The organism is Neoalteromonas arenosi, from assembly GCF_030362855.1.
Classification (GTDB): Bacteria; Pseudomonadota; Gammaproteobacteria; order Enterobacterales; family Alteromonadaceae; genus Alteromonas_E; species Alteromonas_E arenosi.
The window spans coordinates 565,021-591,991 of record NZ_JAUCBP010000007.1 but is presented as its reverse complement, the minus strand read 5'-3'; the positions used below and the strand labels follow the sequence as shown (position 1 = coordinate 591,991).

The 26,971-nt window shown below is 45.8% G+C and carries 22 protein-coding genes; 5 read left to right on the top strand and 17 right to left on the bottom strand.

Features of this window, described 5'->3' with window-relative positions; translation table 11 throughout:
- Window positions 1-21: 21 nt before the first annotated feature.
- The 8 genes from fabF to yceD form a co-directional block, all read right to left on the bottom strand.
- On the bottom strand, window positions 22-1,263 hold the full coding sequence (gene fabF, locus QTP81_RS08990; protein ID WP_289365019.1) for a beta-ketoacyl-ACP synthase II: 1,242 nt from the start codon (window positions 1,261-1,263) through the stop codon (window positions 22-24).
- A 79-nt stretch (window positions 1,264-1,342) separates the two neighbouring features.
- On the bottom strand, window positions 1,343-1,582 hold the full coding sequence (gene acpP, locus QTP81_RS08985) for an acyl carrier protein (protein ID WP_018981476.1): 240 nt from the start codon (window positions 1,580-1,582) through the stop codon (window positions 1,343-1,345).
- A gap of 179 nt (window positions 1,583-1,761) precedes the next feature.
- Window positions 1,762-2,496: a 3-oxoacyl-ACP reductase FabG gene (fabG, locus tag QTP81_RS08980; RefSeq protein WP_289365018.1), complete on the bottom strand. Its 735-nt coding sequence runs from the start codon at window positions 2,494-2,496 to the stop codon at window positions 1,762-1,764.
- An 11-nt stretch (window positions 2,497-2,507) separates the two neighbouring features.
- Window positions 2,508-3,431: an ACP S-malonyltransferase gene (gene fabD, locus QTP81_RS08975; protein ID WP_289365017.1), complete on the bottom strand. Its 924-nt coding sequence runs from the start codon at window positions 3,429-3,431 to the stop codon at window positions 2,508-2,510.
- A 14-nt stretch (window positions 3,432-3,445) separates the two neighbouring features.
- Window positions 3,446-4,405, bottom strand: a complete 960-nt coding sequence (locus QTP81_RS08970) for a beta-ketoacyl-ACP synthase III (protein ID WP_289365016.1) — start codon at window positions 4,403-4,405, stop codon at window positions 3,446-3,448.
- A 2-nt stretch (window positions 4,406-4,407) separates the two neighbouring features.
- The gene (gene plsX, locus QTP81_RS08965; protein WP_289365015.1) at window positions 4,408-5,433 is read right to left on the bottom strand and encodes a phosphate acyltransferase PlsX; all 1,026 of its coding nucleotides are present in this window, start codon (window positions 5,431-5,433) and stop codon (window positions 4,408-4,410) included.
- A 28-nt stretch (window positions 5,434-5,461) separates the two neighbouring features.
- Window positions 5,462-5,632: a 50S ribosomal protein L32 gene (rpmF, locus tag QTP81_RS08960; RefSeq protein ID WP_289365014.1), complete on the bottom strand. Its 171-nt coding sequence runs from the start codon at window positions 5,630-5,632 to the stop codon at window positions 5,462-5,464.
- Window positions 5,633-5,635: 3 nt separating this feature from the next.
- Window positions 5,636-6,163 carry a 23S rRNA accumulation protein YceD gene (yceD, locus tag QTP81_RS08955; protein WP_289365013.1) on the bottom strand — a complete coding sequence of 176 codons (528 nt, stop codon included), beginning with the start codon at window positions 6,161-6,163 and terminating at the stop codon, window positions 5,636-5,638.
- Between the two features lie 59 nt (window positions 6,164-6,222).
- On the opposite strand from yceD, the gene QTP81_RS08950 reads away from it, so the two are divergent.
- A complete protein-coding gene (locus tag QTP81_RS08950; protein WP_289365012.1) occupies window positions 6,223-6,858 on the top strand; it encodes a Maf family protein in 636 nt (211 codons plus the stop codon).
- Here the strand turns inward: QTP81_RS08950 and QTP81_RS08945 are convergent.
- Complete coding sequence (locus QTP81_RS08945; protein WP_289365011.1) at window positions 6,852-7,502, bottom strand: HAD family hydrolase; 651 nt, start codon at window positions 7,500-7,502, stop codon at window positions 6,852-6,854. The genes QTP81_RS08950 and QTP81_RS08945 overlap by 7 nt on opposite strands.
- 8 nt (window positions 7,503-7,510) lie before the next feature.
- Window positions 7,511-8,467, bottom strand: coding sequence for a 23S rRNA pseudouridine(955/2504/2580) synthase RluC (gene rluC / locus QTP81_RS08940; protein ID WP_289365010.1), 957 nt, complete (start codon window positions 8,465-8,467; stop codon window positions 7,511-7,513).
- Between the two features lie 521 nt (window positions 8,468-8,988).
- Here rluC and rne point away from each other — a divergent pair.
- Entirely contained in the window at window positions 8,989-11,916 is a 2,928-nt protein-coding gene (gene rne, locus QTP81_RS08935) for a ribonuclease E (RefSeq protein ID WP_289365009.1), read from the top strand.
- A gap of 91 nt (window positions 11,917-12,007) precedes the next feature.
- Here the strand turns inward: rne and QTP81_RS08930 are convergent, their stop codons facing one another.
- On the bottom strand, window positions 12,008-13,756 hold the full coding sequence (locus tag QTP81_RS08930) for an ATP-binding protein (protein ID WP_289365008.1): 1,749 nt from the start codon (window positions 13,754-13,756) through the stop codon (window positions 12,008-12,010).
- Window positions 13,757-13,863: 107 nt separating this feature from the next.
- Window positions 13,864-14,556: a hypothetical protein gene (locus QTP81_RS08925; protein ID WP_289365007.1), complete on the bottom strand. Its 693-nt coding sequence runs from the start codon at window positions 14,554-14,556 to the stop codon at window positions 13,864-13,866.
- Window positions 14,557-14,747: 191 nt separating this feature from the next.
- Here QTP81_RS08925 and QTP81_RS08920 point away from each other — a divergent pair, with 191 nt between their 5' ends.
- The gene (locus QTP81_RS08920) at window positions 14,748-15,902 is read left to right on the top strand and encodes a helix-turn-helix transcriptional regulator (protein WP_289365006.1); all 1,155 of its coding nucleotides are present in this window, start codon (window positions 14,748-14,750) and stop codon (window positions 15,900-15,902) included.
- 27 nt (window positions 15,903-15,929) lie between these two features.
- Here QTP81_RS08920 and QTP81_RS08915 read toward each other — a convergent pair whose 3' ends face one another.
- From QTP81_RS08915 to QTP81_RS08900, 4 genes are all read right to left on the bottom strand, one after another.
- Window positions 15,930-16,550, bottom strand: a complete 621-nt coding sequence (locus tag QTP81_RS08915; protein ID WP_289365005.1) for a TetR/AcrR family transcriptional regulator — start codon at window positions 16,548-16,550, stop codon at window positions 15,930-15,932.
- Entirely contained in the window at window positions 16,547-17,563 is a 1,017-nt protein-coding gene (sohB, locus tag QTP81_RS08910) for a protease SohB (protein WP_289365004.1), read from the bottom strand. Before sohB ends, QTP81_RS08915 begins: the two co-directional genes overlap by 4 nt.
- A 117-nt stretch (window positions 17,564-17,680) precedes the next feature.
- On the bottom strand, window positions 17,681-20,200 hold the full coding sequence (locus tag QTP81_RS08905) for an acylase (protein ID WP_289365003.1): 2,520 nt from the start codon (window positions 20,198-20,200) through the stop codon (window positions 17,681-17,683).
- A gap of 171 nt (window positions 20,201-20,371) precedes the next feature.
- Complete coding sequence (locus QTP81_RS08900) at window positions 20,372-22,963, bottom strand: VolA/Pla-1 family phospholipase (RefSeq protein WP_289365002.1); 2,592 nt, start codon at window positions 22,961-22,963, stop codon at window positions 20,372-20,374.
- Between the two features lie 303 nt (window positions 22,964-23,266).
- Here QTP81_RS08900 and QTP81_RS08895 point away from each other — a divergent pair, with 303 nt between their 5' ends.
- The gene (locus tag QTP81_RS08895; RefSeq protein WP_289365001.1) at window positions 23,267-24,052 is read left to right on the top strand and encodes a YciK family oxidoreductase; all 786 of its coding nucleotides are present in this window, start codon (window positions 23,267-23,269) and stop codon (window positions 24,050-24,052) included.
- A gap of 40 nt (window positions 24,053-24,092) precedes the next feature.
- Here the strand turns inward: QTP81_RS08895 and glnS are convergent, their stop codons facing one another.
- Complete coding sequence (gene glnS, locus QTP81_RS08890) at window positions 24,093-25,760, bottom strand: glutamine--tRNA ligase (protein WP_289365000.1); 1,668 nt, start codon at window positions 25,758-25,760, stop codon at window positions 24,093-24,095.
- Between the two features lie 166 nt (window positions 25,761-25,926).
- On the opposite strand from glnS, the gene QTP81_RS08885 reads away from it, so the two are divergent.
- Window positions 25,927-26,949: a LacI family DNA-binding transcriptional regulator gene (locus tag QTP81_RS08885; protein ID WP_289365623.1), complete on the top strand. Its 1,023-nt coding sequence runs from the start codon at window positions 25,927-25,929 to the stop codon at window positions 26,947-26,949.
- Window positions 26,950-26,971 lie beyond the last annotated feature (22 nt).

Below are 26,971 nucleotides of genomic sequence, written 5' to 3'. Positions count from 1 at the left end.
TACTATCCTAGAATGAGCAGTTTACCCATCCATGCGCTTAAATACGAGTGATCCGTTCGTGCCACCAAAACCAAACGAGTTGCACAAGGCATAATCCTCGTTAAACGCTTTGGGTTCGTTGGGGACTAGGTCTACATCACACTCATCGTCGGGATCAGTGAGGTTAATTGTGGGTGGCGCCAAGCGATCGCGCAACGCCAGCAAGGTAAATATCGCTTCAACAGAACCGGCGGCCCCTAATAAATGGCCAATCATAGATTTTGTCGAACTCACTTTAACACTGGTGCCTTGACCAAATACGGACTTAACCGCACGTAACTCAGCAATATCACCGGCTGGTGTAGATGTACCGTGAGCATTGACGTAACCAATCGCATTGGCATCAATACCGGCGTCGTTAATCGCATTGTTCATCGACATCGCGGCACCTTCACCATTTTCAGGTGGTGAAGTCATGTGGAAAGCGTCACCGCTCATACCAAAACCAACCACTTCACCATAAATCTTAGCGCCACGTGCTTGTGCATGTTCAAGCGACTCTAACACGATGACACCCGCGCCCTCGCCCATAACAAAACCATCGCGACCTTTATCCCATGGACGACTTGCAGCTTGTGGATCATCATTGCGACTACTGAGAGCACGAGCCGCAGCAAACCCAGCCATACCTAATGGCGTAATAGATGCTTCGGCACCGCCAGCCACCATAACATCGGCATCGTGATACGCAATTGTGCGCGCAGCAATGCCAATGTTGTGCACACCAGTTGTACAAGCAGTGACAACATTGAGGTTAGGCCCTTTAAGACCTTCCATAATGGACAAAAAACCCGAGATCATGTTGGTAATTGTCGAAGGCACAAAAAATGGCGATACACGTTTCGGACCGCTATTGGTTAGCTTAGTGTGATTTTCTTCAATCAACTGCAAGCCACCAATCCCCGAGCCAATTGAAACACCAATGCGATGTGCATTGCTTTCATTCACGTCAAGCGCCGCATCAGCCATCGCTTGTTTTGCAGCAGCAATACCCAGCTGAATAAAGCGGTCCATTTTTTTGACCTCTTTGCGCTCGATGTACTGCGTAGGATCGAAATCTTTGACTTCACCCGCAAAACGTGTAGATAACTGCTCAGGATCGAAATGTGTGATCGGTCCTATGCCACTCTGCCCTTTGAGGATCGCTCCCCAAGTCTCTTCAACGGTATTGCCAAGCGGAGAAAGCATGCCCATACCGGTAACAACAACGCGCCTTTTGGTCACTTTGCCCTCGATAGAAAAAAACTGATAGTCTATAAACGGAAAAACGGCTCAAAAAGAGCCGTTTTTAGGAATACTTAGATTAAGCGTCTTTGTTGGCGTTGATATAATCAATAGCCGATTGAACCGTAGTAATCTTCTCTGCTTCTTCATCAGGAATTTCGGTATCAAACTCTTCTTCTAGCGCCATTACCAACTCAACAGTGTCAAGTGAGTCTGCGCCAAGATCGTCAACAAAAGAGGCTTCGCTTTTTACTTCTTCTTCTTTTACGCCAAGTTGCTCAACAATGATTTTCTTAACGCGTTCTTCGATGTTACTCATAGTTCTAGATTTCCCTTTACGTCACTAGATATAAAAACTGCCGCTAGTTTATTCAGCCTCAAAACGCCTTGCAAGTAACAATCGTTTAAATCGAGGAGGTCAAACCAGCTAACAACAAAAAGTGTATCAACAAATTCTTAACAATCAAGCGACTAAATCATATTTAGCCGTTTAACTGGTTATTGCATGAACATTCCACCGTTTACGTGCAATGTTTCACCAGTAATATAAGCCGCAGCATCACTGGCTAAGAAAGCAACCGCAGCAGCGACTTCAGCTGGTGCGCCTAAGCGATTGGCCGGAATATCTTTAAAAATTGCGGCTTTTTGATCATCCGTTAATGATTGCGTCATATCCGTATCAATAAACCCTGGCGCGACAACGTTCGCCGTAATACCACGGCTCGCTACTTCTCGGGCTAACGACTTAGTAAAGCCAATTACCCCTGCCTTTGCAGCTGCGTAGTTAGCTTGACCGGCGTTACCTGCGCTGCCCACAACAGAGCCAATGCTTATAATGCGACCAAAGCGCTTTTTCATCATACCGCGAGATACCGCTTTAGATAGCGTAAAGATAGACTTTAAGTTGGTACTCATAATATCGTCCCACTCATCGTCTTTCATTCGCATTAATAAATTGTCACGGGTGATACCTGCATTATTCACCAATACGTCAACACCACCATACTCTTTGGTAATCGTACTAATAACATCGCTGACACTGTCGGCTTCCGTCACATTAAGTGCCATACCCGTGCCATTTTCACCTAAATAAGTACTAATAGACGCAGCACCATTTTCGGTTGTCGCTGTGCCGATGACAAAATGCCCAGCCGCTACGAGAGCTTCTGCGATCGCTTTACCAATCCCGCGACTTGCGCCGGTAACTAGCGCGATTTTTTTAATCTGTTCCATCTTAAATTCTCTTATTCCGCGTTAAAATGTGCAGGTTCGTTCATAGGAGACGCGCTAATCGACTTATCGATTCGCTTAATGAGACCGGTTAAAACCTTACCTGGCCCTACTTCAAATGCTGTATCAACACCTTGTTTGGCGAGATACTCAACGCTTTCTGTCCATCTAACAGGACAATAAAGCTGCCGGACAAGTGCATCTTTAATCGCATCAGGGCTAGTTTCAACACTTACGTCGACATTGTTAACCACTGGAATTTGCGGTGCAGCAATATTGATGGTGTCTAACAAAGCCGCTAGTTGTTCTGCTGCTGGTTTCATTAGCGCACAATGCGAAGGCACACTGACTGCCAATGGTAGAGCGCGCTTAGCACCGGCTTCTTTACACGCATTCGCTGCCAATTCAGCAGCTTGACTAGCTCCAGCGATAACTACTTGGCCCGGTGAATTGTAGTTAACCGGTGCAACTACGCCACCAGTTTCCTGCTCCGCGGCTTCACAGCACTGTACGATCGCATCATCAGCCAAGCCAATAATCGCATACATGGCACCTTCACCGGCAGGCACAGCTTGCTGCATGAACTTACCGCGCGCTTCGACTAATTTGACCGCATCACTCAGTGATATCGCGCCAGCACAAACAAGCGCTGAATATTCACCCAAGCTATGTCCGGCTAAGTAAGCGACATCGCCAATAGTGCCTTGAGCAACGCGCCACAGCGCAACGCTAGCTGTTAACAACGCAGGTTGGGTTACATGCGTTTGATTGAGTTGTTGGTCTGGATCATTTTGCACTAGATCCCACAAGTCATAACCAAGACTTGCTGATGCTTCTTCAAATGTTTGTTCAATTTGTGGATACTCGTCGGCCATCGCCGCAAGCATGCCAACACTCTGGGAGCCTTGTCCCGGAAATACACAAGCGTTTACAGACATGAAGTTTCCTGTAATTAATATTTAACTAATGCTGAAGCCCAGGCAAAACCACCGCCAAAAGCTTCCAATAACAAATTCTGACCGCGCTTGATTCGACCATCGCGTATGGCCGTGTCTAGCGCTGTAGGTACGGTTGCAGCAGACGTGTTACCGTATTTTTCTAAGGTTAGCACCACTTGATCAAGACTCATATCGAGTTTTCTAGCTGTGGCCTTAATAATGCGGAAGTTAGCCTGATGCGGAACCAACCAATCCAAATCGGACTTTTGCATATTATTAGCAGCAAGTGTTTGTTCAACTACTTCACTGAGTTTAGTCACGGCAACTTTAAACACCTCATTGCCCTTCATCACTCCCCAGTTTTCGTGGGCTGACGCTTCGTCTCCTCGGGTTGGATTACCGACGTATAGCAAATCACCATAGCTACCTGCCGCATGAATGTGAGTCGATAGAATACCAGGCTCTTCACTGGCTTCAATAATAGTAGCGCCAGCTGCATCACCAAATAAAATCACCATACTGCGGTCAGCCGGATCAATCAGACGACTCAAGCAATCTGTACCAACGACCAAAATACGCTTAGCCATACCGGATTTAATGTATTGATCAGCTACACTCAACGCATAACAATAACCCGCGCAAGCGGCTGCTACGTCAAAGGCAGGAATGCCGTCTAAATCGAGGATTCGTTGTATTTCGCACGCAGTAGAGGGTAACGCGTAACGACCACTCGTGGTTGCACAGACAATCATATCTATGCTCTTTGGGTCGATATCTGCTGCTTCAATCGCTTTACGACTGGCTTCAGCGCCCATAGTGGCGGCAGTTTCGTCAGCGCCAATAATACGACGTTCTTTTATGCCAGTTCGGTCTGTAATCCATTCATCGGATGTATCGACCATTGATTCTAAATCTGCGTTAGTGCGAATATCTTCTGGGTAATAACTTCCAGTACCAATAAATCTTGAGTACATGCTTAATGATGCTCCAACAATACCTGCTCTATTCTGTTTTTTATTCTCTCAGGAACTTGCATCTGCGCTTCATTTATAGCCTGTGAAATTGCGTAGTAAAAGGCATCCGCTGAGGCGTTCCCGTGGCTCTTGACCACAATGCCGCGCAATCCTAACAGACTCGCACCGTTATACTGGTCGGGGTTCACCCGAGTATAAATACTTTTTAGTAGGGGTAAGGAGATTTTCGCGAGTAGTCGCGTGTACCAATTCTGCTGCGACACGCGACGCACTTCGTTAATCACTAATTTTGCCAGGCCTTCACTGGATTTCAGCGCGACGTTACCGGTAAAACCGTCTGTTACGACTACATCTGCCACGTCAGTGAAAATATCATCACCTTCAACATAGCCGATATAGTTAATACTCTCGGCATTGCGAAATAGCTGATCGGCATACTTTACTTGGGCATTGCCTTTAATGTCTTCCTCGCCAACATTGAGCAAAGCGACACGCGGGTTGTCGATGCGCGCACATTGCTGCGCCAACACCGTGCCCATAACGCCATATTGAAACAAGGCTTCAGAATCGCAATTAACGTTTGCACCTAAGTCGAGTAAGAATACGCGATGATGACTAGCCGTTGGCATGGCTGTAACCAATGCTGGGCGGTCTATGCCGGGCAAGGTTTTTAATACATAAAATGCCATTGCCATTAAAGCACCAGTATTACCGGCACTGACACATGCATCGGCCCGCCCTTCAGCAACAAGCTCTAACGCCCTGCGCATTGAGGATTGCTTTTTATTCCGCAGCGCTTGTGTCGGCTTTTCATCCATCAACACCACTTGCTCGCAGTGTTCGACTTCGATACGTGATAATTGTTCGTTGGACAGCGGTTCAAGCGCAGGTCGGATAACGGCTTGGTCGCCGCATAATACGAATTGACAATGGGAATGTTTTTCAACTGCGCGAATGGCAGCCGCTAAAATAACTAGGGGGCCATGATCGCCCCCCATTATATCTAACGCTATGGTTAGCTGTGCCAAGATAATTGACCTGCGTTATGCAGTTATCTTACGCACCAACAACTTTTTTACCACGGTAGTAACCGTCAGCGGTTACGTGGTGGCGGCGATGTGTTTCACCAGATGTTGAATCGACAGACAAAGTCGAACCAGTTAACGCATCATGTGAACGACGCATACCACGCTTAGAGCGTGTTTTACGATTTTGTTGTACTGCCATAAATTACTCCTGATCTCGCTTAAGTTCTTTCAAAACCGCAAATGGGTTTTGTCGCGTTTGTTCCTCTGCTAACTCACCGAACGTCATATCTTCTGATTTAACCTTGCAATCCTCCTCTGCATGAAGGGGTACAATGGGTAAACCTAATATTAGTTCATCTTCCAGCAACTGAAATAAATCGACTTCTCCATATTCGTTTACTTCAATCGGTTCATACGCTTCGGGTATCTCGTCAGCTTGCTCCGGTCCCTGCACTGGACTGTAGCAAAACGTCAAATCGAGAGAGTGAGCAAGCTCACCGTAACACCGTTGACAGATAAGTGTAACCTCAGTGCTGACATTGCCGTGGAAGATGACTAGACCCTGCGCGTCTACTTCAAACTTCACTTGTACGTCAATATAGTCGTTGCACCCAGTCACTGCATCCAATAAACGCACCAAATCCTTTGATGCAATTACACCCTCATAATCTGAGCGTTTCATTGCACTTTTGGCTGGATCAATCTTTTGGGGCAGTTTCACTTTCTGCATAGCGCGCGCATAATATAGAGAATACACTACAGAGTCAAAGATTTATTCGTCAAAAGCCTATGGATTCAAGCCCTCACAACAGTTCAGACGCAAAGCTCATTCTCGCATCAACATCCCGATACCGGCGAGCTCAATTAGAAACGCTAAATATCCCGTTTGATTGCGTTGCACCTAATATTGATGAAAGCGCCACAGAAAACGAACTCAGCACTGCGCTTGCCGAGCGACTTTCTATACAAAAAGCCAAAGCAATTAGCATCTTGCACCCAGAAGCATTAGTCATTGGTTCAGATCAAGTTGCCGAACTGCGTAACCCCGATGGTAGTACTAGTCAATTTGGCAAGTCGTTAAGCGTAGAACGGGCAATTGGACAATTAAAGAGATTCAGCGGCAATACGGTGACTTTCTACACCGGACTGGCCATTATCCGCCAATCAACCAATCATTTATTCTCTGCTGTCGATACTGTTACGGTGAAGTTTCGCAGGCTAACTGATGAGCAAATAACGCGGTACGTTGCGATTGAAATGCCGCTTGATTGCGCGGGGAGTTTTAAATGTGAAGGCTTGGGTATTCGATTATTTGAATCAATTGAAAGCTCAGATCCCAATTCCCTGATTGGATTACCCTTAATTAAAACGATTGAAGGCCTGTTATCATTTGGTTATGACCCACTGTTTCATCAAAATCAATGATGCAGTAAGTATTGATGCAATTGCGCAACACTCTCAGCGATAAATACCGGATTGTGCTTGCGCAATGCGCTTTCTTGATGGACACCATAATTAACCGCGATACGATCCATGCCTAGCGTTTGTGCCATCTGCATGTCATAGGTTGTGTCGCCAATCATAACAGCGCGTTCAATCGGCACTTGGCTTTCAGTGAGGAGTTGCTCAAGCATATCGGACGATGGTTTTGATTGTGCTTCATCGGCGCAGCGTGAATAACTGAAAAATTGCCGCGTATGAGTATTATCCCATGCACGCTCTAATCCCCTGCGCGCTTTACCTGTTGCAACAGCTAGCGTGCAACCTTGCTGCACAAGCGCCTCTAATAAAGGTAGGATACCGGGGAACAGCGGACACGGCGTTTGGTCTGAATTTAAGTAATGATGTTTATAGCGCTCTACAATACGCGCCACTAATTGTTGATCCGTGAGGTTAAACAGTTTAGCAATGGCTGGTGATAGTGAGATACCAATGATGTTTGCCACGGCTTCTCGACTCGGTATGTCCAATTGACAATCTACCGCTGCAAGCTGCATACATTTGACGATTTTATCAGCGGAATCCATCACAGTTCCGTCCCAATCAAAAATAACTAATTGATAGTGCATCGCAAACCTTATACTTTCGGCAATTTATTGAGTAACTGTGTTAATGCGTTATCTAAAGGCGCTTCAAAGCGCACCGGTTTGCCAGTGTGAGGGTGAATAAATGCAATCGAATGCGCATGTAAAAACAGACGCGAACTACCCAAGGGCTGTAAATAGTCCTCAAAACTCTCATCACCATAACGGGGATCGCCTGCAATGCAGTGCCCAGCATGCTGACAATGTACGCGAATTTGGTGCGTTCGCCCGGTTATAGGAGACGCCTCAACGAGTGTTGCCGCCGCATAGGCTTGTAAGATTCGAAAGCGCGTTTCTGACGGTTTACCCTGTGGGTTAACAAACACCATACGCTCGCCCGACTGCAGCACGTTCTTGTGCAGTGGTGCTTTGACTTTGAATCGATTCGCTGGCCAGTGACCATTTACCAGTGCCCAATAACGCTTATCTACTGACTTATTTCGCAGCTGTTCGTGCAGGTCTTTAAGGGCAGAGCGCTTTTTGGCGACTAAAATACAACCCGACGTATCGCGATCGAGTCGATGCACTAACTCCATAAACTTAGCTTGTGGTCGCAGTGCTCGAAGGCCTTCGATTAAGCCAAAACTTAAACCACTGCCACCGTGTACCGCCAGACCGCTCGGTTTATTAAACACAATAAGGCGATCATCTTCATGCAATATGGCCGCTTCTAAATTTGCGACTTTGTCCAATTTGGTTGAAGGGAGTGCATTAGGTTCAGCTTGGCGCACCGGTGGAATACGCACCACATCGCCGCTTTGCAACTTGTACTCTGGCTTTACCCGTTTTTTATTAACTCTGACTTCACCCTTACGCAAAATCCGGTACACCAACGACTTGGGAACACCTTTTAGATGGGTATGGAGGAAATTATCCACGCGTTGGCCGTGATGATCGTCATCGATCTCACAAAACTGGACTTTATTTGGGGATGTAATTTCAGGCTGCATGGCGCGCAGTTTAACGCAATTGCGCCATAAACCAATTAAAAATTTGTTTGCTTGCCTGAAAACGGAAAAAAAGCGATAATGCGACGTCCGCAAGGAGTGTGTTGACCATACCACTTCATTAATCGGATTTAACACGAAACCTGCGAAGATTAATTTACGCCGCGTGATTTCGTACATTTATGCAGATAATAGTTTTGCGACCCCGCGGCAAATGCCGACAATTTTTTGGGGGCAAAGTCTGCATCGCGATAAAAATAAAGCTATCGCCGATTGAAGATACAGATTTGGATGAATGCTAAGCGCTCAAACAGGCTTAGGATCACAAGACAGAACAAATAGGGTTTGCCTTCCCGACACGGCAAGCGCGCTACTACATATAATGACCGTTGAAAAACAGACGGATGTAGCGGGCTTGCGGTTAATTGGCCACCTACACCCAAGGCTCGTCGAGACGATGACTACAGCAGGTGTAGCATCCGGTTATGTGTCTTTTGTCGGTGTTATTACTGAGAAAAGATAGAATGAAAAGAATGTTGATCAATGCAACTCAATCAGAAGAGTTGCGGGTCGCCCTTGTAGATGGGCAAAAACTCTACGACCTTGATATTGAAAGCCCTGGACACGAGCAAAAAAAGGCGAATATATACAAAGGCACAATCACTCGTGTTGAGCCAAGCTTAGAAGCCGCATTTGTCAACTACGGCGCTGAACGTCACGGTTTTCTCCCTCTTAAAGAAATTGCTAAAACCTACTTCCCGCAAGGCTATAAATTCGATGGTCGTCCCAGCATTAAAGACGTCATTAAAGAAGGCCAAGAAGTTATCGTTCAAGTCGATAAAGAAGAGCGCGGCCAAAAAGGAGCAGCGCTAACGACGTTTATATCCTTGGCCGGCAGTTACTTGGTATTAATGCCAAACAACCCGCGTGCGGGTGGCATCTCGCGTCGCATTGAAGGCGATGAGCGTACTGAATTAAAACAGGCACTTAACCAGCTCGATTTACCCGAAGGCATGGGGCTTATCGTTAGAACTGCGGGTGTAGGTAAATCATACGAAGAGCTAGCCTGGGATTTAAGTGTATTACTTACCCACTGGAATGCTATCAGCACTGTTGCTGAAGAGCGCCCTGCTCCATTCCTTATTCACCAAGAGAGCAACGTCATTGTTCGAGCGATCCGCGATTACTTGCGTCGAGATATTGGTGAAATTCTGATTGATAAAGAGGCTATCTTTGAGCAAGCGCGTAAACATATCGAGTTAGTGCGCCCAGACTTTGTCAATCGGGTAAAAATGTACAAAGGCGAAGTGCCATTGTTCAGCCATTACCAAATTGAAAGCCAAATCGAATCAGCCTTCCAACGCGAAGTTCGTTTGCCGTCCGGTGGTTCGATTGTTATCGACCCAACGGAAGCGTTAACTTCAATTGACATCAACTCTGCCCGAGCAACTAAAGGCGGTGATATTGAAGAGACAGCGCTTAACACTAACCTAGAAGCCGCTGATGAAATTGCGCGCCAATTGCGTCTTCGAGATCTTGGCGGCCTGGTGGTCATCGACTTTATTGATATGACGCCGGTGCGCAACCAACGCGAAGTCGAAAATCGCATGCAAAACGCTGTTGGTCCAGACCGCGCACGAGTACAAATCGGACGAATTTCGCGCTTCGGCCTACTGGAGATGTCGCGTCAACGATTGCGCCCGTCATTGGGTGATTCAGCGCACCACGTGTGTCCACGCTGTAATGGCCACGGCACCATTAGAGGCACTGAGTCTTTGGCTCTGTCTATTTTGCGTATCTTGGAAGAAGAGAGCATTAAAGAGAACACACGCCAATTAGAGGCTCAGCTTCCTGTTAGCGTTGCAACCTACTTGCTTAATGAGAAGCGCAAGGCCATTCGCTCTATCGAACAACGTCACGGTGTTGAGTTAATATTATTACCTAACCCGAATTTAGACACCCCGCATTATCGCATTGAACGTCGTCGTGCTGACGAGCTAAGCACAGATGCGAGCTACTCAGTAGATTTGATCGAGTTAGACAACGATAAATCAGATATTCAAGCAGCTCCGGTTGCCAAGCGCGAGGAGCCAGCACTACAAGGTCTAATTGCACCACCACAACCTGCACCAGCACCAAGCAAGGAAAAACCTAAAGCGAAGGCAATAAATGAGCCCGGCGTGGTAGAACAGCTTGTTGGTTGGTTGAAAAAATTATTTGGTAAAGAAGAAGAGCAACCCAAACGTAAGGGCCGTAATAAACGCGGTGGTAACCAACAAAAACGCAATAATCGTTCGCGTAATAATACCAAGGGTAACCAGCGCCGCAATGAAAACCGTCGCGGTGGTAAAGGTAGAAATACCGAAGAGAATAAGTCAGCGGCCGATCAACCGAGTGAAAAGCAACGTCGCAATCAAAATGACAAGCGTACGCGTGGCCGCAACCGCAACAATGAAGCCGATAGCGATACTGAACAAAAAGACAATAACGCGACAGAAGCGACCAAAGAGCGTCGTTCACGTCGCAACAATCGCAAGAGCGTGCGCAGTAAAACGAACGATCAAGCGGTTGAGCAGCCAGTTCAGAGTGCAGAACAAGTAGCAGCAGAGACTGGAGCGGATGCAAAACCTGCAGAAACGAAAGATGCAATTGCTGAGAAAACACCTAAGAAGCGTGCTCCTAAGCCTCGAGCGAAGAAAAAGCCGCAGGCTGAAGTAGCGAATGAAAGCGAAGCCGCTGCGGTCGCTCAACCAGAAGTAGACGCAACAGCGGCTGGTGCCGATGTGGATGCTACTACTGAAAAAGATGAGCAAAAAGCTTCACGAGGCAATGGTCGCAGTCGTCGTACACCTCGACACACGCGCGCTGCTGGTCAGAAGCGTAAAAAGCAAAGCGATTCTGAACAAGCGCAAGACGAGTTAAACTTTGATGCACCAGAAACGCCGGTTGAAGCACAGCCTGTTGCAGAGACTACAACAGTTAAAAATAACGTTGTGACCGAAACTGCAGTTGAAGAACAAGCTGCCCCCTTCAACGAAAATAGCAGTATTGAGCCGGAAGTTGCGCAGGAGTCAGCAGAAACAATTGCGAATGAAGATGCAAAGTCAGATGAATCTATGCAACAACCCGTGGTTGCTGATTTGTTTGATGCACAAGCCAGTGATGATACAAGCGCAGAAACTACAGAAGAGAGCGCTGGCGAAGTTGTTGCAGAGCCCGTCGCTGCTGAAAACAGCAAAAAGGAGTCGCAAAAAACAGCGATTGTCATTAAGCGTGCTAGCCACCCGATGGCCACACCGAAGTCAATTGAGCAAGACTTTGCAGAACTTTCTATTAAAGCGATTGCTAATGACGAACGACCGGAACTTATTGTTTCGGGACGCTCGGCCATTATGGCTGCGGTCAAGTCAAAAGCTAACGCACCAATGGCAACTCCAGCCAGCGTTGATTAAAATTTACGCTTTGAAAAGCCGGCATCAGCCGGCTTTTTTGTGCCTTCTAAAAGGCACAACAGCGCTTTTTCACAAGTCGAAAGTTTGTGTCTCAATCTAAGTATGTATTCAATAGCGCAAATAAATCAGACTTTTCGAAAGGTTTCCCAAGGTGAGACACAAAACCTTGCGCTAAATAACTCTTAATGTCGTCAGCCATTACGTTCGCAGTTAATGCGATAATCGGCAGCTGAGGGTAGCGCTGATTAATGATTTGTTGCGCTTCTAGACCATCCATTTCAGGCATATGGATATCCATCAGAATTACGTCAAATGATTCTTTTTCGATAGCTTCAATTGCGCGCACTCCATTTTCGACAATGACCAGATTGGCACCGGTGGGCTTTAATATAGCCGCGATTACTGCTCGATTAATTTCGTTATCTTCCGCTATTAGGATGTTTTTGCCCGATAGATCGGGTTGCTCTGACAGTATGTTGGGCTCAGAGGTTTCGTCTATGTTAGTCCGCACTAATGGCAGTACAACAGTGACATGCGTTCCCTGCTGCTCTTCACTTTCGACCAGAATTGAACCTGCCATTAACTTTACCAAATTGAGCGTAATTGCCATACCCAAGCCGGTTCCTCCAAACTTGCGAGTCGTGGATTTATCAGCCTGCTCAAAGCGCTCAAACAATCGGCTTTTTGCCTCTTTGTTCATGCCAATACCAGAATCGATAACGTCGAACTTGACGGCGTCTTTTCCATGTAACTCTGCATGACCTAACTTGATGACTACATTCCCTTCCTTCGAAAATTTAACCCCATTTGAAACCAAATTTAGTAGGATTTGTTTAACACGCACTGGGTCGCCCAGCCAGCCGTCAACAAAGTTTTTATCAATTTCCGTGATAATCTCAATGCCTTTAACATTACTAATCGGATGTAAATCTGTACTCACAGATTTGGTTACTTCAATTAGGGAGAATGGTAAGCACTCAATTTCCAACTTATTCTCCTCGATTTTTGAATAGTCGAGAATGTCGTTGATAATTGTTAATAAAGAATCAGCTGAATATCTTGCTTGCCAGACCAAATTCTTAAGGTCTGTGTCGAGAGGCTGTTTTTCTAAGACTTGCAAAACTCCGAGAATACCGTTCATCGGCGTCCTAATTTCGTGTGACATATTGGACAGGAATTCAGACTTAGCTTTATTGGCGTTATCCGCCACTTCTTTGGCTTCGAGCAATTGGCTGTTTTTATTCTGTAAATCAGTAGTGCGCTCGCTTACACGCCTTTCTAATTCCTTCACCTGCAAATAAAGAAAACCATTAAGACGTCCAAGTAGCACTAGAAGCGCAATGCTAATCATTAGTAATGACAATACATAATTGAGCCACGTTAGAAAGTTATCGACATAAATGTCAGTATCGACGCCGTAATTGAGCATGCCGCTGGTCGAAAGCCACATCGCTAAACCGATCACTCCAAAAGACAAAGTCAAAACCACAGCGCCAATGCGGGCACCAAAAATAGTGGTGGTAATGATCAATGCGCCAATAAAAAATATTGGACTTGTACTCATCACGCCAAACTTTAAAACCCCTGCGCTAGCGATAAGAAAAAGAGTCGCAATAATAAAATTGGCTCTGAATCTAAGGGGTAATCGATTTCTAACTAAAAGTACAGACCACATTAATAGGGCCAAGGTGATATGAACGAGCATGGTACTTTGGAAACCAAACTCGACGATCCTAGCAAGAGAGCCGACAAGACCAGGCAACGCCATTACAGAAAGTATGGTCAAAACTACGTTGACTAAATAACTTTTTACGCCCTCAATGCTTTTTTGTTGATTCACTAAAATTATACGTTCCTGAGGCCTTTAGCTTTGATTGTAGGTCAAGTCGTAGTGTTTACAACTACCTTAATATATGCTCAAACAAATAAGCCAAAAGCAAAGCAACGTTAATTTGACACTGTCCCTGGCCTCTTAACATCAGATGCCTCAGGATAAAGCGCGAACCCCAGCCAAGTAAACCAGACGATTTGCGTTAATCCAAACGCATCTTTCAACAGCGGTGCGCTTTGTAACAATGTCATGATGCCAATTGAACCAACAATACAGCCAAATACATGTAAACCTTTCGACAGCCTTTGGATGTACAACCCGCGAATACTCAATAACAATACCCACAGTCCACCGACAATTTCGATTCCCCCACCTAACGCATTGGCAATGGTTGTATAGGTATAAAACAAATGTTCGGCAGCTTTAGGCGAAGTTTCCAAGAGGTTTAAGGTAGTATTTAAACCCACTAATGTGATCATGCCGGCGCACATCATCAATACAACCCATATCAATCCAAAAATACTGGCGGTGTTTAAAATTAAACTGTAGCTATCCCCTAGCCGATTGTGTACCGCCTGTACAGTGAACAACAGTAAAGTACCAAAGATTAGATAACCAATTGCATAAGCGGTATCAATAGTCAGGCGCTGGGACTTTATATAAACCAGCTTTTCGCTGATGTCGGCTTGCTGAGGGAATTCAAGTATGGCACCAAAGATAACAAATAAGGTGATATAACAAAGTGCCATACCTATAGCGGAAATTGCACCGACTCGTTGCGGATTGGGTTGTATACTCTGCGATTGCATTATTTAGCCTCCAAAACTGTACTCAATGCGTTAAATCTGAGGCTAAATTAACAATACGTTGCGTTAAATTCGTCTGTCCTATGTATGTCGGACAGGTTAAATTCAGATTGGGAACCACAACCTTTGGTCATTGCCTTAACAGTTAAGGTAGAATTCTAGGTCGATAAGGCAATACATCGGTTAGGTATTAAATGTTCGAGTTGATTAGCGCCTCAATGGCAATTGGCATTGCGCTATTTACTGCACTGCTGCTGCATTTGCAATCAGCTCCCTATGCTCGCACCCCAATATTCAGTCTACTTCTGATATTAGCCGCAATCGCCACAGGCCCGTTGCTAATGGCAGGCGAATTTGACTACCAGCGTCTATACATCAGTTTATTACCCAGCTTGTTTTTTGTGTTATTACCGAGCATGTGGCTTTATCACGATAGCTTAGTTTGCCCGCATGCTTGGCGTTGGCGCCCCGCCTTCTGGTTACATATTGTTCCAGTAATCATCGGCGTAACACTTTCAGTTTTACTCTGGACGTTACCTAATAGTGAATTCGAGCAAATGTTTTTTGGTGCTAAACCGGTAACGTCATCGTATACCCAGTTTGTTGCTCGCTTTTTCTTTATCGCTATGTGCTTTTGGTGCCTAATGAGTTTGGCATATGTAGGGGCGATTATCCTCAAAACAGTAACTTACCGCCGTGCACTAAAACATGCCTTCGCAGAGGATGATGGTAAAACACTGGCATGGGTAAACTTTGTTGCGGGGGCCTTTGTTGTATTGTGGTTGTACGCATTACTTGTATTGCTTTTTGAAGAGCGTTTTATCCATGTTGGTCTATCCCCTGCTGGCCTGATGGCGCTGTATTTAGCCGTTACCATTACCGTGGGGATATTTGGCTTGCGCCAACAACCAGGCTTTGTTGAAATGTTTGAGGCCGATAAGGATGAATCTGACTTACAACCTACTGCAAAAGAGACCTACTCGCGGTCTGCGTTAAATGACGAAGATATTAAGCGCATTGCCAACAAGCTAAACACGGCAATTGAAATAGATAGAGTACACCTTGTCGCAGGTCTACATTTGGCGCAGCTTGCCAAACACATTGACGTACCGAGTCAATATATATCACAAACACTCAGCCAACATTTACACACGACATTTTTTGATTTAATTAACGAAGCGCGAATCAATGATGCAAAGCAACAGCTTTTGACAAGCAATAAGTCAGTGCTCGATATCGCGCTCGCGGTCGGGTTCAATGCCCGCTCTAGTTTCTACAAAGCGTTTAAAAGCTGTACTGGCCTCACACCAACGGAATATAGAAAATCCGGTATCGACACAAGACATTAAATGAATATCTATTCAATTTGAAGAGATTTAGCCTTGTTTAATGCCGGCTGTCACAAACTGCGCGAGCTGTTGAGTTAATTCTTTTAACTCTACGGATTGTTGAAAGTCGGCTTGTGCAATATCCGCCAACGCAGAACTTGATGACATTGAAAATACGAAACTACCTAGCGCAAAGTGTAAGCGCCAGAACAAATCCACATCACTGATATGTGGCAAGCTAGTTTTAAATAGTGTCATTAGACGCTGAATCGTATCGCCGTAATTGCCCATAATAAAACCGCGGAGGTGGCCTTGAGCATCTGTGTAACCATGACCCAATAACTGAATAAACAGCGCGGCCCCGTTCGGCTTCAGCTTTTCTAAGTGGAGTAATGGCTCAACAATACAATTAATAACCGCATCAACGGTTACCTGTGGCGCGGATTCGAGCACCGCCAAATACTCTTGTGCAGTTGGTATAGTGTGTTCAAAGTACTCTTTAAATACGGCTTGTATGAGGTTTTTCTTATTGCCAAAATGGTAATTAACGGCGGCCAGATTGACATTCGCATGTCGCGTTATCATTCGCATTGAAGTGTGGGTAAAACCCTGTTCCGCGAACAGGGTCTCAGCGGATGCTAGAATTCGTGTCTTGGTAGATTTACTCATTTAAACAAAGACTGAGAGCGCTCCCAGATACGCATAAAAGTACGTTCAACGGCACTGGCAAAACCAAAGCCCAATTTCTCGGCCATCGTCTTTTTAGTTTCGTAGCTAACCGTGTAAACCTTATGGCTCTTATTAGCTTCCAGAACGAAGTCATCTGACGTTTGAATAGTATCTATCAATCCTAGATCGAGCGCGCGTTCTCCGTACCAGTATTCGCCGGTTGCTACTTTATTAATATCGAGCTCTGGGCGATGACGTTGCACGAATTCTTTAAACATAACATGCACATCCTCTAGCTCTTCGCGAAACTTCTCTCGGCCAGCATCATTGTTTTCACCAAACATGGTTAACGTGCGCTTGTATTCACCTGCAGTGTGCTGCTCAAAATCAATATCGTTTTTCTTTAGGATCTTATTGAAATTCGGCAGCTGCGCGATAACCCCAATCGAGCCAATAATCGCAAAACGACTGGCAATAATTATATCGGCCACACAAGCCATCATATAACCACCGCTTGCGGCTACTTTATCAACCGCAATAGTTAGCTTTATGCCCTTGTCCTTAATACGTTGTAGCTGTGATGCGGCCAATCCGTACCCATGTACAACACCGCCACCACTTTCTACTTTTACTAACACTTCATCCTTATCCGTCGCAACGGTAAGAATTGCCGTAATCTCTTCGCGCAACCCTTCAACTTCATGCGCATCCATCGACCCTTTAAAGTCCAAAACGAATAGATTCGCTTTTTCCTCAGCCGCCTTTTCACGCTCTTTCAGCGCTTTTTTCTCTGCTTTTTTGTGCGCTTTTAATTGATCTTTACTCAACAATGTTTCTTGGGCGTAGCGGCTGAGTTCATCCAGGCTTTCCGACTTTGAATTGATTGAGAGGTGGCCTTTGCCGGGTTTTTGCTTCGCTGCCTGTGCTGCAATACTGGCAATAATCACAATAATGGCGACAACGATTGTTACTGCTTTGGCGAAGAAAACGCCATATTCATATAAAAATTCCAAATTAACCTCTAAGTCTTTGCATAACTAAGCTGTGCATTTGTTTCTGATGTCACACAGCTTGAAAAACAACAAAGGACCATAGCGGCCCTTTGTTGGATTGACTTCACGGATTGAATTCTACTGTGAAGACAGATTTAACTCCATGATTTTATTTGCTTCGATTGCTTCGTCGGTGAAAAGCATTGGACGCAGTTGAGGTTGCTGTGAATACAGTAAAGTTTGATCCAAAAAGTGGTCACTATCGCGGTTTGAGCTTTGTGAATACGTCAAGATCCCGTGACCCTCTGGCCCGTTATCTGTGAAGTTCATCACAATCATCCAGCTACTGCCATAGTTGATATGATACCCCTGCCCCTCGGCACTCATTCGGGTAGAAGCATTTACTGTAGGATAACTGTGACGCGGCAGTAAGGTAGGATCACTTATACGCGTATCAAATACGTTAAAGCCACCTTCCACATTATGTGCACCTGCCCACGGAATTCGATTACCTGAAGGCGCTCCTGCCACAGTGCTGCGCTCAACAAACTGAACTTCGCCAAGAGTTGCATCTAACGCTATGCCAGCTGACTCCATAACACGTACGGCTCTGGCTAAATGTTCAAGCGTTGTGAGATTATCAGACAATCCACTAGGCGTGTTGACTGGATCCTCCGGGTTAAAGGCTACGTCCCACTGTGGTGCGCGATTGAACTGGAAGGCAAACTCTCTAAATAATGGTGCTCCTGCACTACCAAGATTCATCGTACCGTCCCATAATCCTAGTGCTGTGCAGGCGTCAGTGAGCGTAACAAATTCACCATCGACCTGAACCGGGTTGGTACCACGCTGCTCACAATAGGTAATTAGGTCATCTAGTACCGCCTCGCCGAGATAGTTGCGGTTACCAAGCAAAGCGTTTACCACTTCGTCAGCAGAGAACAGATTGTCGGCACCCCGCTCGTCGTTCAACAGTACATGCGCCATACGCGACCGAAGTGACTGCTGATTGCCAACTTGACCATATAGTGGCGACACGCCGGTAATCGGACTTTCAAGGTTCGTTAACCAGAAACTATCATTTGAATTTTGTACATAATCAGTACCAGAATACTGCGGCGCCTCTTCAAACGGTACTGGCCGTTCAAAATCAAACGCAGATATAAAGCCCGGCAGTACTGTAAAACCCGCTTGCTGGCGAATACCGATCAACAATGGATTGGTTGTAAGTTCATTGATTGCAACATCGGTTAACCGCGGTACGGTTGAGTCATCAATATAAAACACCTGACCATCTGCAGACGTTGCCATGGTGTTATTAAAGATAACGCCATCGTAATCCATAAACGCCTGTTTAAACTCATCCATCGAAGTGGACAAATTCATCGCTAGCCAATGATCAATAACATCGAAGTTTGGTAGGTTCACGTCTTTTATAGCGAACGCATTGCCGCCTGGCCCCCATTCAAAATTACCGGGTACTACGATAATCGGACCGTAATTTGTGCTGTAACTCATTTTACCCAAACGAATTGTCTGTCCGGGCCCTACCGCGACATCAATTTCAATTTGCTTACCCGTTATCAAACGGCGGCTGCCGTCAACCATATGCGTTTGCTGGGTCGGATCATTTTCATCCAACATAAGTTGATAAACCACAAAGTGCTCTGCTGTAGAGAAAGTATGAGTCCAGGCTACATGCTCATTAAATCCGATATTTACTGCACCCGGTAATCCCATTAGCGAACCGCCTATAACATCGAGATGACCGGGTATGGTGGTGTGTAACTGCCAGAATCGCAGTGCTCCAGTGTGAGGGAAATGTGGATTGGCCAATAATGTCCCCTGCCCGTTTTCCGTCACGTCACTCCCGAGCCCCCAACCATTAGAACCGAGATCAAAACCATTGACCTCTGGTAGTTCTACGTCAGGTGCAATTTTAAAATCTATTGATCGCGCATTGTCTACAGGGAATGGTAAAAAACTCTCACCTGGAGGCGCTGCTACAAACATTGCGCCGAGAAAATTGGCTGCACCTGGCAAGAGAGAGACACCTAGCGAATACGTTAACAAATCCAAACTATCAATTGGTTGCACCCAGGGTTGGTTGGCACAGCGACCATCTATGTTTGTGACCCCCGTATCAGCAAGGTAGCGATTATAACCTTGAGTGTATCCCGACAGCATGGCTCTGGTGTTTGCAGACAACCCAGCATAGCCTTGCTCAGCTTGTTCACGAATCCCGAGGGTCAAAAAACCAAAATCATTAATTAAATGAGCGGAATCACCTGAGCCCGGCACTAGATCTGGGCCTAAGTATTTTGCCCGCTCAGAATTATAGCGCACGACTTGATCGGCCAAAACACAGATATTATCGCGAGCGAAGGCATAACCCACCCCATAGGCCATACTTTCTAAGTTATCAGCGGTTACGTGTGGCACACCATATGTCGTCCAACGAATGTTAGCGTCTAACACGCCATCGTCGTCAAAGTTAGGTACAGGAGCCGGTGGTGTGGGTGTTACGGGCGCGGGTGTTAGTGGCGGTGGATTGTCAACATTTGAAAAGTCATTATTATCACTTCCACATGCCATCAAACCCGTTATTGATGCTGCTATCATGCCTATTTTCAGAGGCTTAAAAAAAGCGTTATTCATTATTGTAAGCTCCATGCTTAATTTTTCTGTCACTTTCTTGTATATCAATGACACATTTTATTTACAAATAATTAACACTTATATGTACTGATTGATTCGAGCCTTATAAACACTTGGCGAAAAAAAAGGCCGGTAAAACTATCGGCCTTTTTGATGTTGTTGTGAGGTGGATTAGTTTGAAATTACTGCTTCGTTGGTAATATCAATAAACATACCCGCACTCGCTACGAATGCAGCAACTTGCAACTGCATCTCAGTAGTTGCCGCTGGACTTGCCGCCGGACTCAAGCTTGATGCGTGAGCACCTTCTGAGAACAACACGATACCATTGGCTGGATCACCGGTAGTATCACTAACAACCTGCTCTAAGCCAATGACCCGCGCAAGAGGCAGCTGACCCGCCAGTGGCAAGGCTGTTGTTACTGGAATGACTTGGTCAGGTAAGTTGACTTCACCACCGTCACCTACAACTGTCATCATGTGGACCGGTGTGTTTGAGCCAAGTAGTTGACCAAAGTTGATGGGATCACCTGCGTCCAATACGGTTTGTGCAGCAAAAGCAAACTCAGCGAATACTGCGTTTACAGCTGCAAGCTGCTCCGCTGTCGCATTTGCCTCGAACGCATCAACGGCACCCCGAAGTTGAGCCTCTGTCACGTCAGTTGTGCCATAGAGTTGCACGAGTAAACCTTGGAAATCTGTTGATGCTTGACTCAATAGTAAGCCTTTGATCAAACCACCAAACGCACCACTTTCAAGCAAGAATGATGCTAAACCACCACCTGGAGATTCAAGTGATGCTGCCTCGATAGCAAACATCGCATCGATTAGCGGATTGCCAAGTGAAGTATTAGCGACTGCGGCGAAGTTACCACCAGTGATCGCACCAAGTGACACACCCATAACTGAAACGTTAGTTGCATCTAAGTCACCTAACTGCCCCTCTGAGGTGTCAATAAATGCATTTAGGCCAAGGCGTAAGCCAAGCAAGTCTGATACTGACTGACGCAGGTTATCACGTGCAGTTGGCAAGCTTGCAAGGTTCATATAAACCGTCGCCGACACTGTAGTCGCGTTCAACTCATCATTACCATCGCCGGTTAGGTCGAAACCACGGCTACCGTGAAGTGGTTGGTCAATCGCAACGGTTGCAAAACCAGCCAGTGACAAGGTACCCGTGATCGCTAGCATGTCCTCTTTCTTAGACGTAATACCATGTGCCAAAATAACCACTGGCCAACCAGACTCAGGCTTCTCAATTGGGAAACCAAGCGCTGCAGCCAATGTTGGGTTAGGCACTGTTACCTGAACATCTAAGATCTCCGCCCCCATATTGCCACCTTTGGGCTGTGGGATAGGGTTAAACTTAGTAATGTTACGTGCTGGGTCGAGTTTTTCGCCATTGAAACGCAAATCGGCGAGACCTACCGCTTGACACAACTCATTGTTTGGCCCTGGGGTTGATGCACCTAACACTGCTGCTGGCGCGCCAGCTAAAACGATACCGCTATCACATGCAGCTTCCCAGAAATCATTAATTGGTGCCAACGGGTTTTCAGCCGTAGGAATAGCTAAGTAATAAGGCAAGGCAATGGTGCCTTCCATGCGGGTCGCCGCACAAAAAGGTCCAGCTTGACCTAAAATCCCCGTCGCCACACCTACTGCAAATTCGTTCACTGAACCCCAAAGCGGTGCTAATTGACCGCCGACAGTACCAAATAAGCCATCACAGGTTTGTAGTGGTGAAAAGTCAGTGGCTTCAATCAGTGGAATGAGTGGAGCCGCTTCAGGTGGCAACTGGCTAATGCCAAATTGCACTGCCCCAGCAACTGTCTCTGCGCCGACTAAACCCAACGTTTCCATTACGTTTTGTGGACCCGTTGCATCAGTTGCAATAATACGGGGAAGAGCCTCGCCTGCATTCGGATCACCTTCGCCCGCTCGTGCCGCGAATTCAGCAATCATCACTTGCTTAAGCGTAGCCATAGTCGAAACCGTAGACTGGGTTGTGAACGCTGACACATATGTCAGTTCGTCACGTGTCAAGCCTGCTGTTTGTAGGGCTAGGATGTGTGAGTTGATGAGATTTTGTAGACTAAGCTGAGATTCAGACGCTAGTGGCAAAACCTCAGGATCTTGTTTAACGAGATCCCACGTAGTTGAACCTTCTACAGGATTTCCAGCAGTGTCCATCAACGCTTTTGTCATAACCAAAACATGCCCTGTTCCGGCTTTAAATGGCGTCAATGGAACGACGGTAATTGTGTCTGAATCAGCCAGAGATAGCACGAAATCTTGACCAAATACTAATTCGTCACCGATTTTACAGCCGGCACTTGGCACTCGAATTTGTGCACAGTCAGGGTCGCTTTGATCCAATCCTAAGGTTGCTTCAAAAATACGTATTCCGGCGGCAAGTGTTGACTCGTCAAGACCAACCCCTGGAGGGGTTACAACGTCAATGACAAATGGATGACTGGTTGACCAACCGTCTAGCACGTTTAGTGCGTTTGAAGGGTCACCGAAATCTGTAGGGTCAGCCACAGGGATATTTAAGGTGTAATCGAAGAACCCGTCATCTCCAGGCAGCATCAATAGATCGTTAGGAACATTTAGTTGACCTGCACCCGGATCAAATAAAATACGTGACTTGGGTGGTTCCACCGGAATTTCAGCTTCGATGTCGGCGATAGTTTCGCCACCACCGCAGCCTGCCAAGCCCAACGCCATAGCAATGCTGCTGCTGATCAATAGTTTTCTCATTTCTACTCCCTACAATTCTATTGTTATTCTTGTTCATGGCTAGAGACTGTGCGTACTTGAACGCGGCACTGTTCACATATACGAACAATTTTTAAACAAGTAAGACCAGTTGTGTTTTCCTAATATTATGGGCTTTGTAGCAACAATGCAAAGGTTTGTTAATACTTTGTAAGTATAGTGAACAAAAAAATCGCAAATGATCGTTGTGAAACGAAATATTGTCATATCCCGTTTTGTTTTCGTTTATCATTAGCGACCTTTGTATTTGCCCTAATTCTAAATATATAGGTGAATTTGTTTACCATGCTAAAAACCCAATCGTTTACTCGCAATCTATACGTTGCTAACCAATATGCAGCAAAACCACAATCGCTTGAAAACAAAGTCATTTTGATTACGGGAGCCGGTGATGGAATTGGCCGTGCTGTGGCACTAACCTATGCCAAATTAGGTGCAACTTGTATTTTACTGGGCCGCACTGTCAGCAAACTCGAAAATACCTATGACGCAATTGTTGATGCAGGTTATCCGGAACCTGCAATAGTGCCACTCGATCTAAAAGGTGCCTCCGCCCAACATTATAAAGACATGGGCAACACTATCATCGATCAGTTTGGTCACTTAGATGGCCTCGTTTTAAATGCGAGTATTCTGGGAATGCTTTGCCCTTTTTCACAAATTAAACAAGACGAGTGGCAAGACATTATGCAGGTAAACGTCAATGCCTCATTTATGCTGATACAGGGCGTATTACCGGCATTGGAGAAATCTCCAGGCTCCGCATCAGTTATAACAACTACGTCTACCGTCGGTCGCGAAGGTCGGAAGTTTTGGGGGACATACAGCGTATCTAAATTTGCTACTGAGGGTATGACTGAAGTTTTAGCCGCTGAATACGATGCGCAGAATATCCGATTTAACTGCGTGAACCCAGGTGGTACTCGAACCGCAATGCGCGCATCAGCGTTTCCTGCAGAAGACAAGGCTCAACTGAGGACGCCCGAAGATATAATGCCCACTTATTGTTACTTAATGTCGGATGACAGTATTGAGCACACCGGGCATTTATTTGAGTGCCAACCTAAATAAAAAAAGCCCTGCTAAGCAGGGCTTTTTAATACTATTTATATCAAGCGCCTTCAGTTCGCCCCCATGTGTCACGAAGGCCAACCGTCCGATTGAAGATCAGTTGCTCTGCAGAAGAATCTGGATCTGCACAAAAATACCCAGTTCGCTCAAATTGGTAGGCAACACCCGTTTCAGCGTTAGTCAATGACGCTTCAACAATGCCATTAACCACCTGGAGTGAATTCGGGTTAATGGTACTGACAAAATCTTCTGCGCCGGCAGGATTCGGTACGTTAAATAAACGATCGTATAAATTGATCTGCGCAGGAACACCGCTGGCGGCATCCACCCAGTGAATAACACCTTTAACTTTGCGGCCATCGGCTGGATCTTTGCCAAGTGTTTCCGCATCATAGCTACAGTAGACGGTCGTTACCTTGCCGTCTTGATCTTGCTCAAAACGCTCAGCTTTGATCACATATGAGTTTCGTAAGCGTACCTCTTTACCCAATACCAAGCGTTTAAACTTCTTATTGGCTTGCTCCCGGAAATCATCAGCTTCAATCCATACCTCTCGAGAAAATGAAATCTCGCGATTACCCTTACTTTCATCATTCGGATGGTTCGGTGCAACTAATGTTTCACTCTGGTCCACGGGGTAATTTTCAATCACCACCTTTATTGGATCAAGCACGGCCATTGCGCGCGGTGCGTTAACATTTAAGTCATCGCGTATACAGGCTTCAAGCATGCCCATCTCTACAAGGTTATCCATTTTCGTCACACCAATGCGCAAACAAAACTCTCGAATAGATGCAGGTGTATATCCGCGGCGCTTTAAGCCTGCAATAGTTGGCATACGCGGATCATCCCACCCTGCAACGTGGTGTTCGTCGACAAGTTGAATTAACTTGCGCTTACTCAACACTGTATATTCTAAGTTTAAACGCGAGAACTCATACTGGCGCGGCACTGCTGGCGCACTAATATTCTCTATCACCCAGTCGTACAAACGACGGTTATCCTGAAACTCCAGCGTACACAATGAATGGGTAATGTGCTCCAAGGCATCGGAAATACAATGGGTAAAATCGTACATTGGATAAATGCACCATTGATCACCGGTTTGGTGGTGATGGGCAAACTTAATCCGATATAACACAGGATCACGCATACACATGAACGGCGATGTCATGTCGATCTTGGCGCGTAAACAGCACTCACCTTCCTTATACTCGCCTGCGCGCATGGCCTCAAACAGCTTGTGGTTTTCTGCAATTGGAGTGTCGCGATATGGACTATTGGTGCCCGGCTCTTTGAGTGTCCCGCGCATTTCGCGCATTTGCTCTTGGGTCGAGAAATCCACATACGCCAGACCTTTATCGATTAGCTCTAACGCATACCCGTACAATTGCTCGAAGTAATCTGATGAATAACGCTCGTCGCCATCCCAAGTAAACCCAAGCCAATTTACGTCTGCTTTTATTGCATTGACGTAATCAATGTTCTCTTTTTCAGGATTGGTATCATCAAATCTTAAGTTGCACGTACCCTGGTAATCATTCGCCAACCCAAAATTTAGACAGATCGACTTTGCATGGCCGATGTGTAAAAAGCCATTAGGCTCAGGTGGAAAGCGGGTTTTAATCGAATTATGCAGTCCAGATTGCAAGTCTTTATCAATAATTTGACGAACAAAATTGGTCGGACGATGTTCAGTCTCGGCCATTCAAATAATCCTCAATTAAGCAACAATGGTAAATATTGCGAGCAGTATACCACCGCGCTTTTTTTACGACAGCGAATTATAACATTTCTATCAAAGTCATTGCGCTGTCGATCCGTGCTGTTGTATAAAATGGTAAAGCTTTGAAGTATAGGCACCTATTTTGGCAATCAAAGACAAAGCCACCTCATTTGATATCGCTCATATGGCTGGCGTATCTCAGTCCACTGTGTCGAGGGCACTGAGTAACAGTCCACTGGTGAATAAAGAAACGCGTGAACGCGTGCAGCGCATTGCGCGCGAAATGAATTATAAAGTGGATAAGAATGCGAGTAACTTGCGCAAGCAACGCAGCTCGACTATCGCTCTACTGTTATTCGAAGATCCGTCGCCGGATGATTCATTAATCAATCCTTTCTTCATGTCAATGCTTGGCAGCATTACTCGGGCATGCGCTAGCATGAACTATGACTTGCTGGTTTCATTTCAGAACATGAATGGCGATTGGCATGCAGAATATGAAGATACCAACAAAGCCGACGGATTAATTTTATTAGGCTATGGCGATTATCTCGATTACCGTGACAAACTAACCCAATTGCAAGAACAAGGCACTCATTTTGTGCGTTGGGGCGCACATGATGCAGAGTATCCCGGTATTTCCATCGGCTGTGACAATTATCAAGGGGGTCAATTAGTCACCCAGCACTTGATTGACCAAGGGGCCAAAACCTTTGCTTTCATCGGAACTGCGGGTCAACGCGCCCCAGAGTTTATGGCGCGCTTCCAAGGGCATATCGATACTCTAGCCAGTGCGGGTTTATTACCTGACACCGCTGTCCAGTACAATGCCGTATCGACAGAAGATGCAGGATTTGATGCCACGCAAAAGATCTTGGATTCAGGTCAGCGCCCAGATGCTATCGTATGTGCCAGTGACTTGATTGCGGTTGGCGCAATAAAGTGTCTAAAAAAACACGGATTAGGTGTTCCTAACGATATTTTAGTTGGCGGATACGACAACATTCCTATCTCAGCCTTCACTACACCTACTCTCACCACTGTGCAACAGAATACTAAGAAAGCCGGTGAATTACTCGTCAGCAACTTGTTGCGACTTATCAACAATGAAAAAGTCACAGATTACTTGATGCCAGCAGAATTAATAGTGCGTCAGTCAAGTCAAAAATAAGGCACAGAAAAAGCCAGCGTTC

Coding starts and splice junctions, on each gene's coding strand:
- fabG (WP_289365018.1), bottom strand. CDS start 2,496: ATGGAACAGATTAAAAAAATCGCGCTAGTTACCGGCGCAAGTCGCGGG.
- glnS (WP_289365000.1), bottom strand. CDS start 25,760: ATGGCCGAGACTGAACATCGTCCGACCAATTTTGTTCGTCAAATTATT.
- acpP (WP_018981476.1), bottom strand. CDS start 1,582: ATGAGTAACATCGAAGAACGCGTTAAGAAAATCATTGTTGAGCAACTT.
- fabD (WP_289365017.1), bottom strand. CDS start 3,431: ATGTCTGTAAACGCTTGTGTATTTCCGGGACAAGGCTCCCAGAGTGTT.
- rpmF (WP_289365014.1), bottom strand. CDS start 5,632: ATGGCAGTACAACAAAATCGTAAAACACGCTCTAAGCGTGGTATGCGT.
- QTP81_RS08895 (WP_289365001.1), top strand. CDS start 23,267: ATGCTAAAAACCCAATCGTTTACTCGCAATCTATACGTTGCTAACCAA.
- rluC (WP_289365010.1), bottom strand. CDS start 8,467: ATGCAGCCTGAAATTACATCCCCAAATAAAGTCCAGTTTTGTGAGATC.
- QTP81_RS08920 (WP_289365006.1), top strand. CDS start 14,748: ATGTTCGAGTTGATTAGCGCCTCAATGGCAATTGGCATTGCGCTATTT.
- QTP81_RS08945 (WP_289365011.1), bottom strand. CDS start 7,502: ATGCACTATCAATTAGTTATTTTTGATTGGGACGGAACTGTGATGGAT.
- QTP81_RS08950 (WP_289365012.1), top strand. CDS start 6,223: ATGGATTCAAGCCCTCACAACAGTTCAGACGCAAAGCTCATTCTCGCA.
- QTP81_RS08905 (WP_289365003.1), bottom strand. CDS start 20,200: ATGAATAACGCTTTTTTTAAGCCTCTGAAAATAGGCATGATAGCAGCA.
- QTP81_RS08970 (WP_289365016.1), bottom strand. CDS start 4,405: ATGTACTCAAGATTTATTGGTACTGGAAGTTATTACCCAGAAGATATT.
- QTP81_RS08915 (WP_289365005.1), bottom strand. CDS start 16,550: ATGAGTAAATCTACCAAGACACGAATTCTAGCATCCGCTGAGACCCTG.
- yceD (WP_289365013.1), bottom strand. CDS start 6,163: ATGCAGAAAGTGAAACTGCCCCAAAAGATTGATCCAGCCAAAAGTGCA.
- QTP81_RS08925 (WP_289365007.1), bottom strand. CDS start 14,556: ATGCAATCGCAGAGTATACAACCCAATCCGCAACGAGTCGGTGCAATT.
- rne (WP_289365009.1), top strand. CDS start 8,989: ATGAAAAGAATGTTGATCAATGCAACTCAATCAGAAGAGTTGCGGGTC.
- QTP81_RS08900 (WP_289365002.1), bottom strand. CDS start 22,963: ATGAGAAAACTATTGATCAGCAGCAGCATTGCTATGGCGTTGGGCTTG.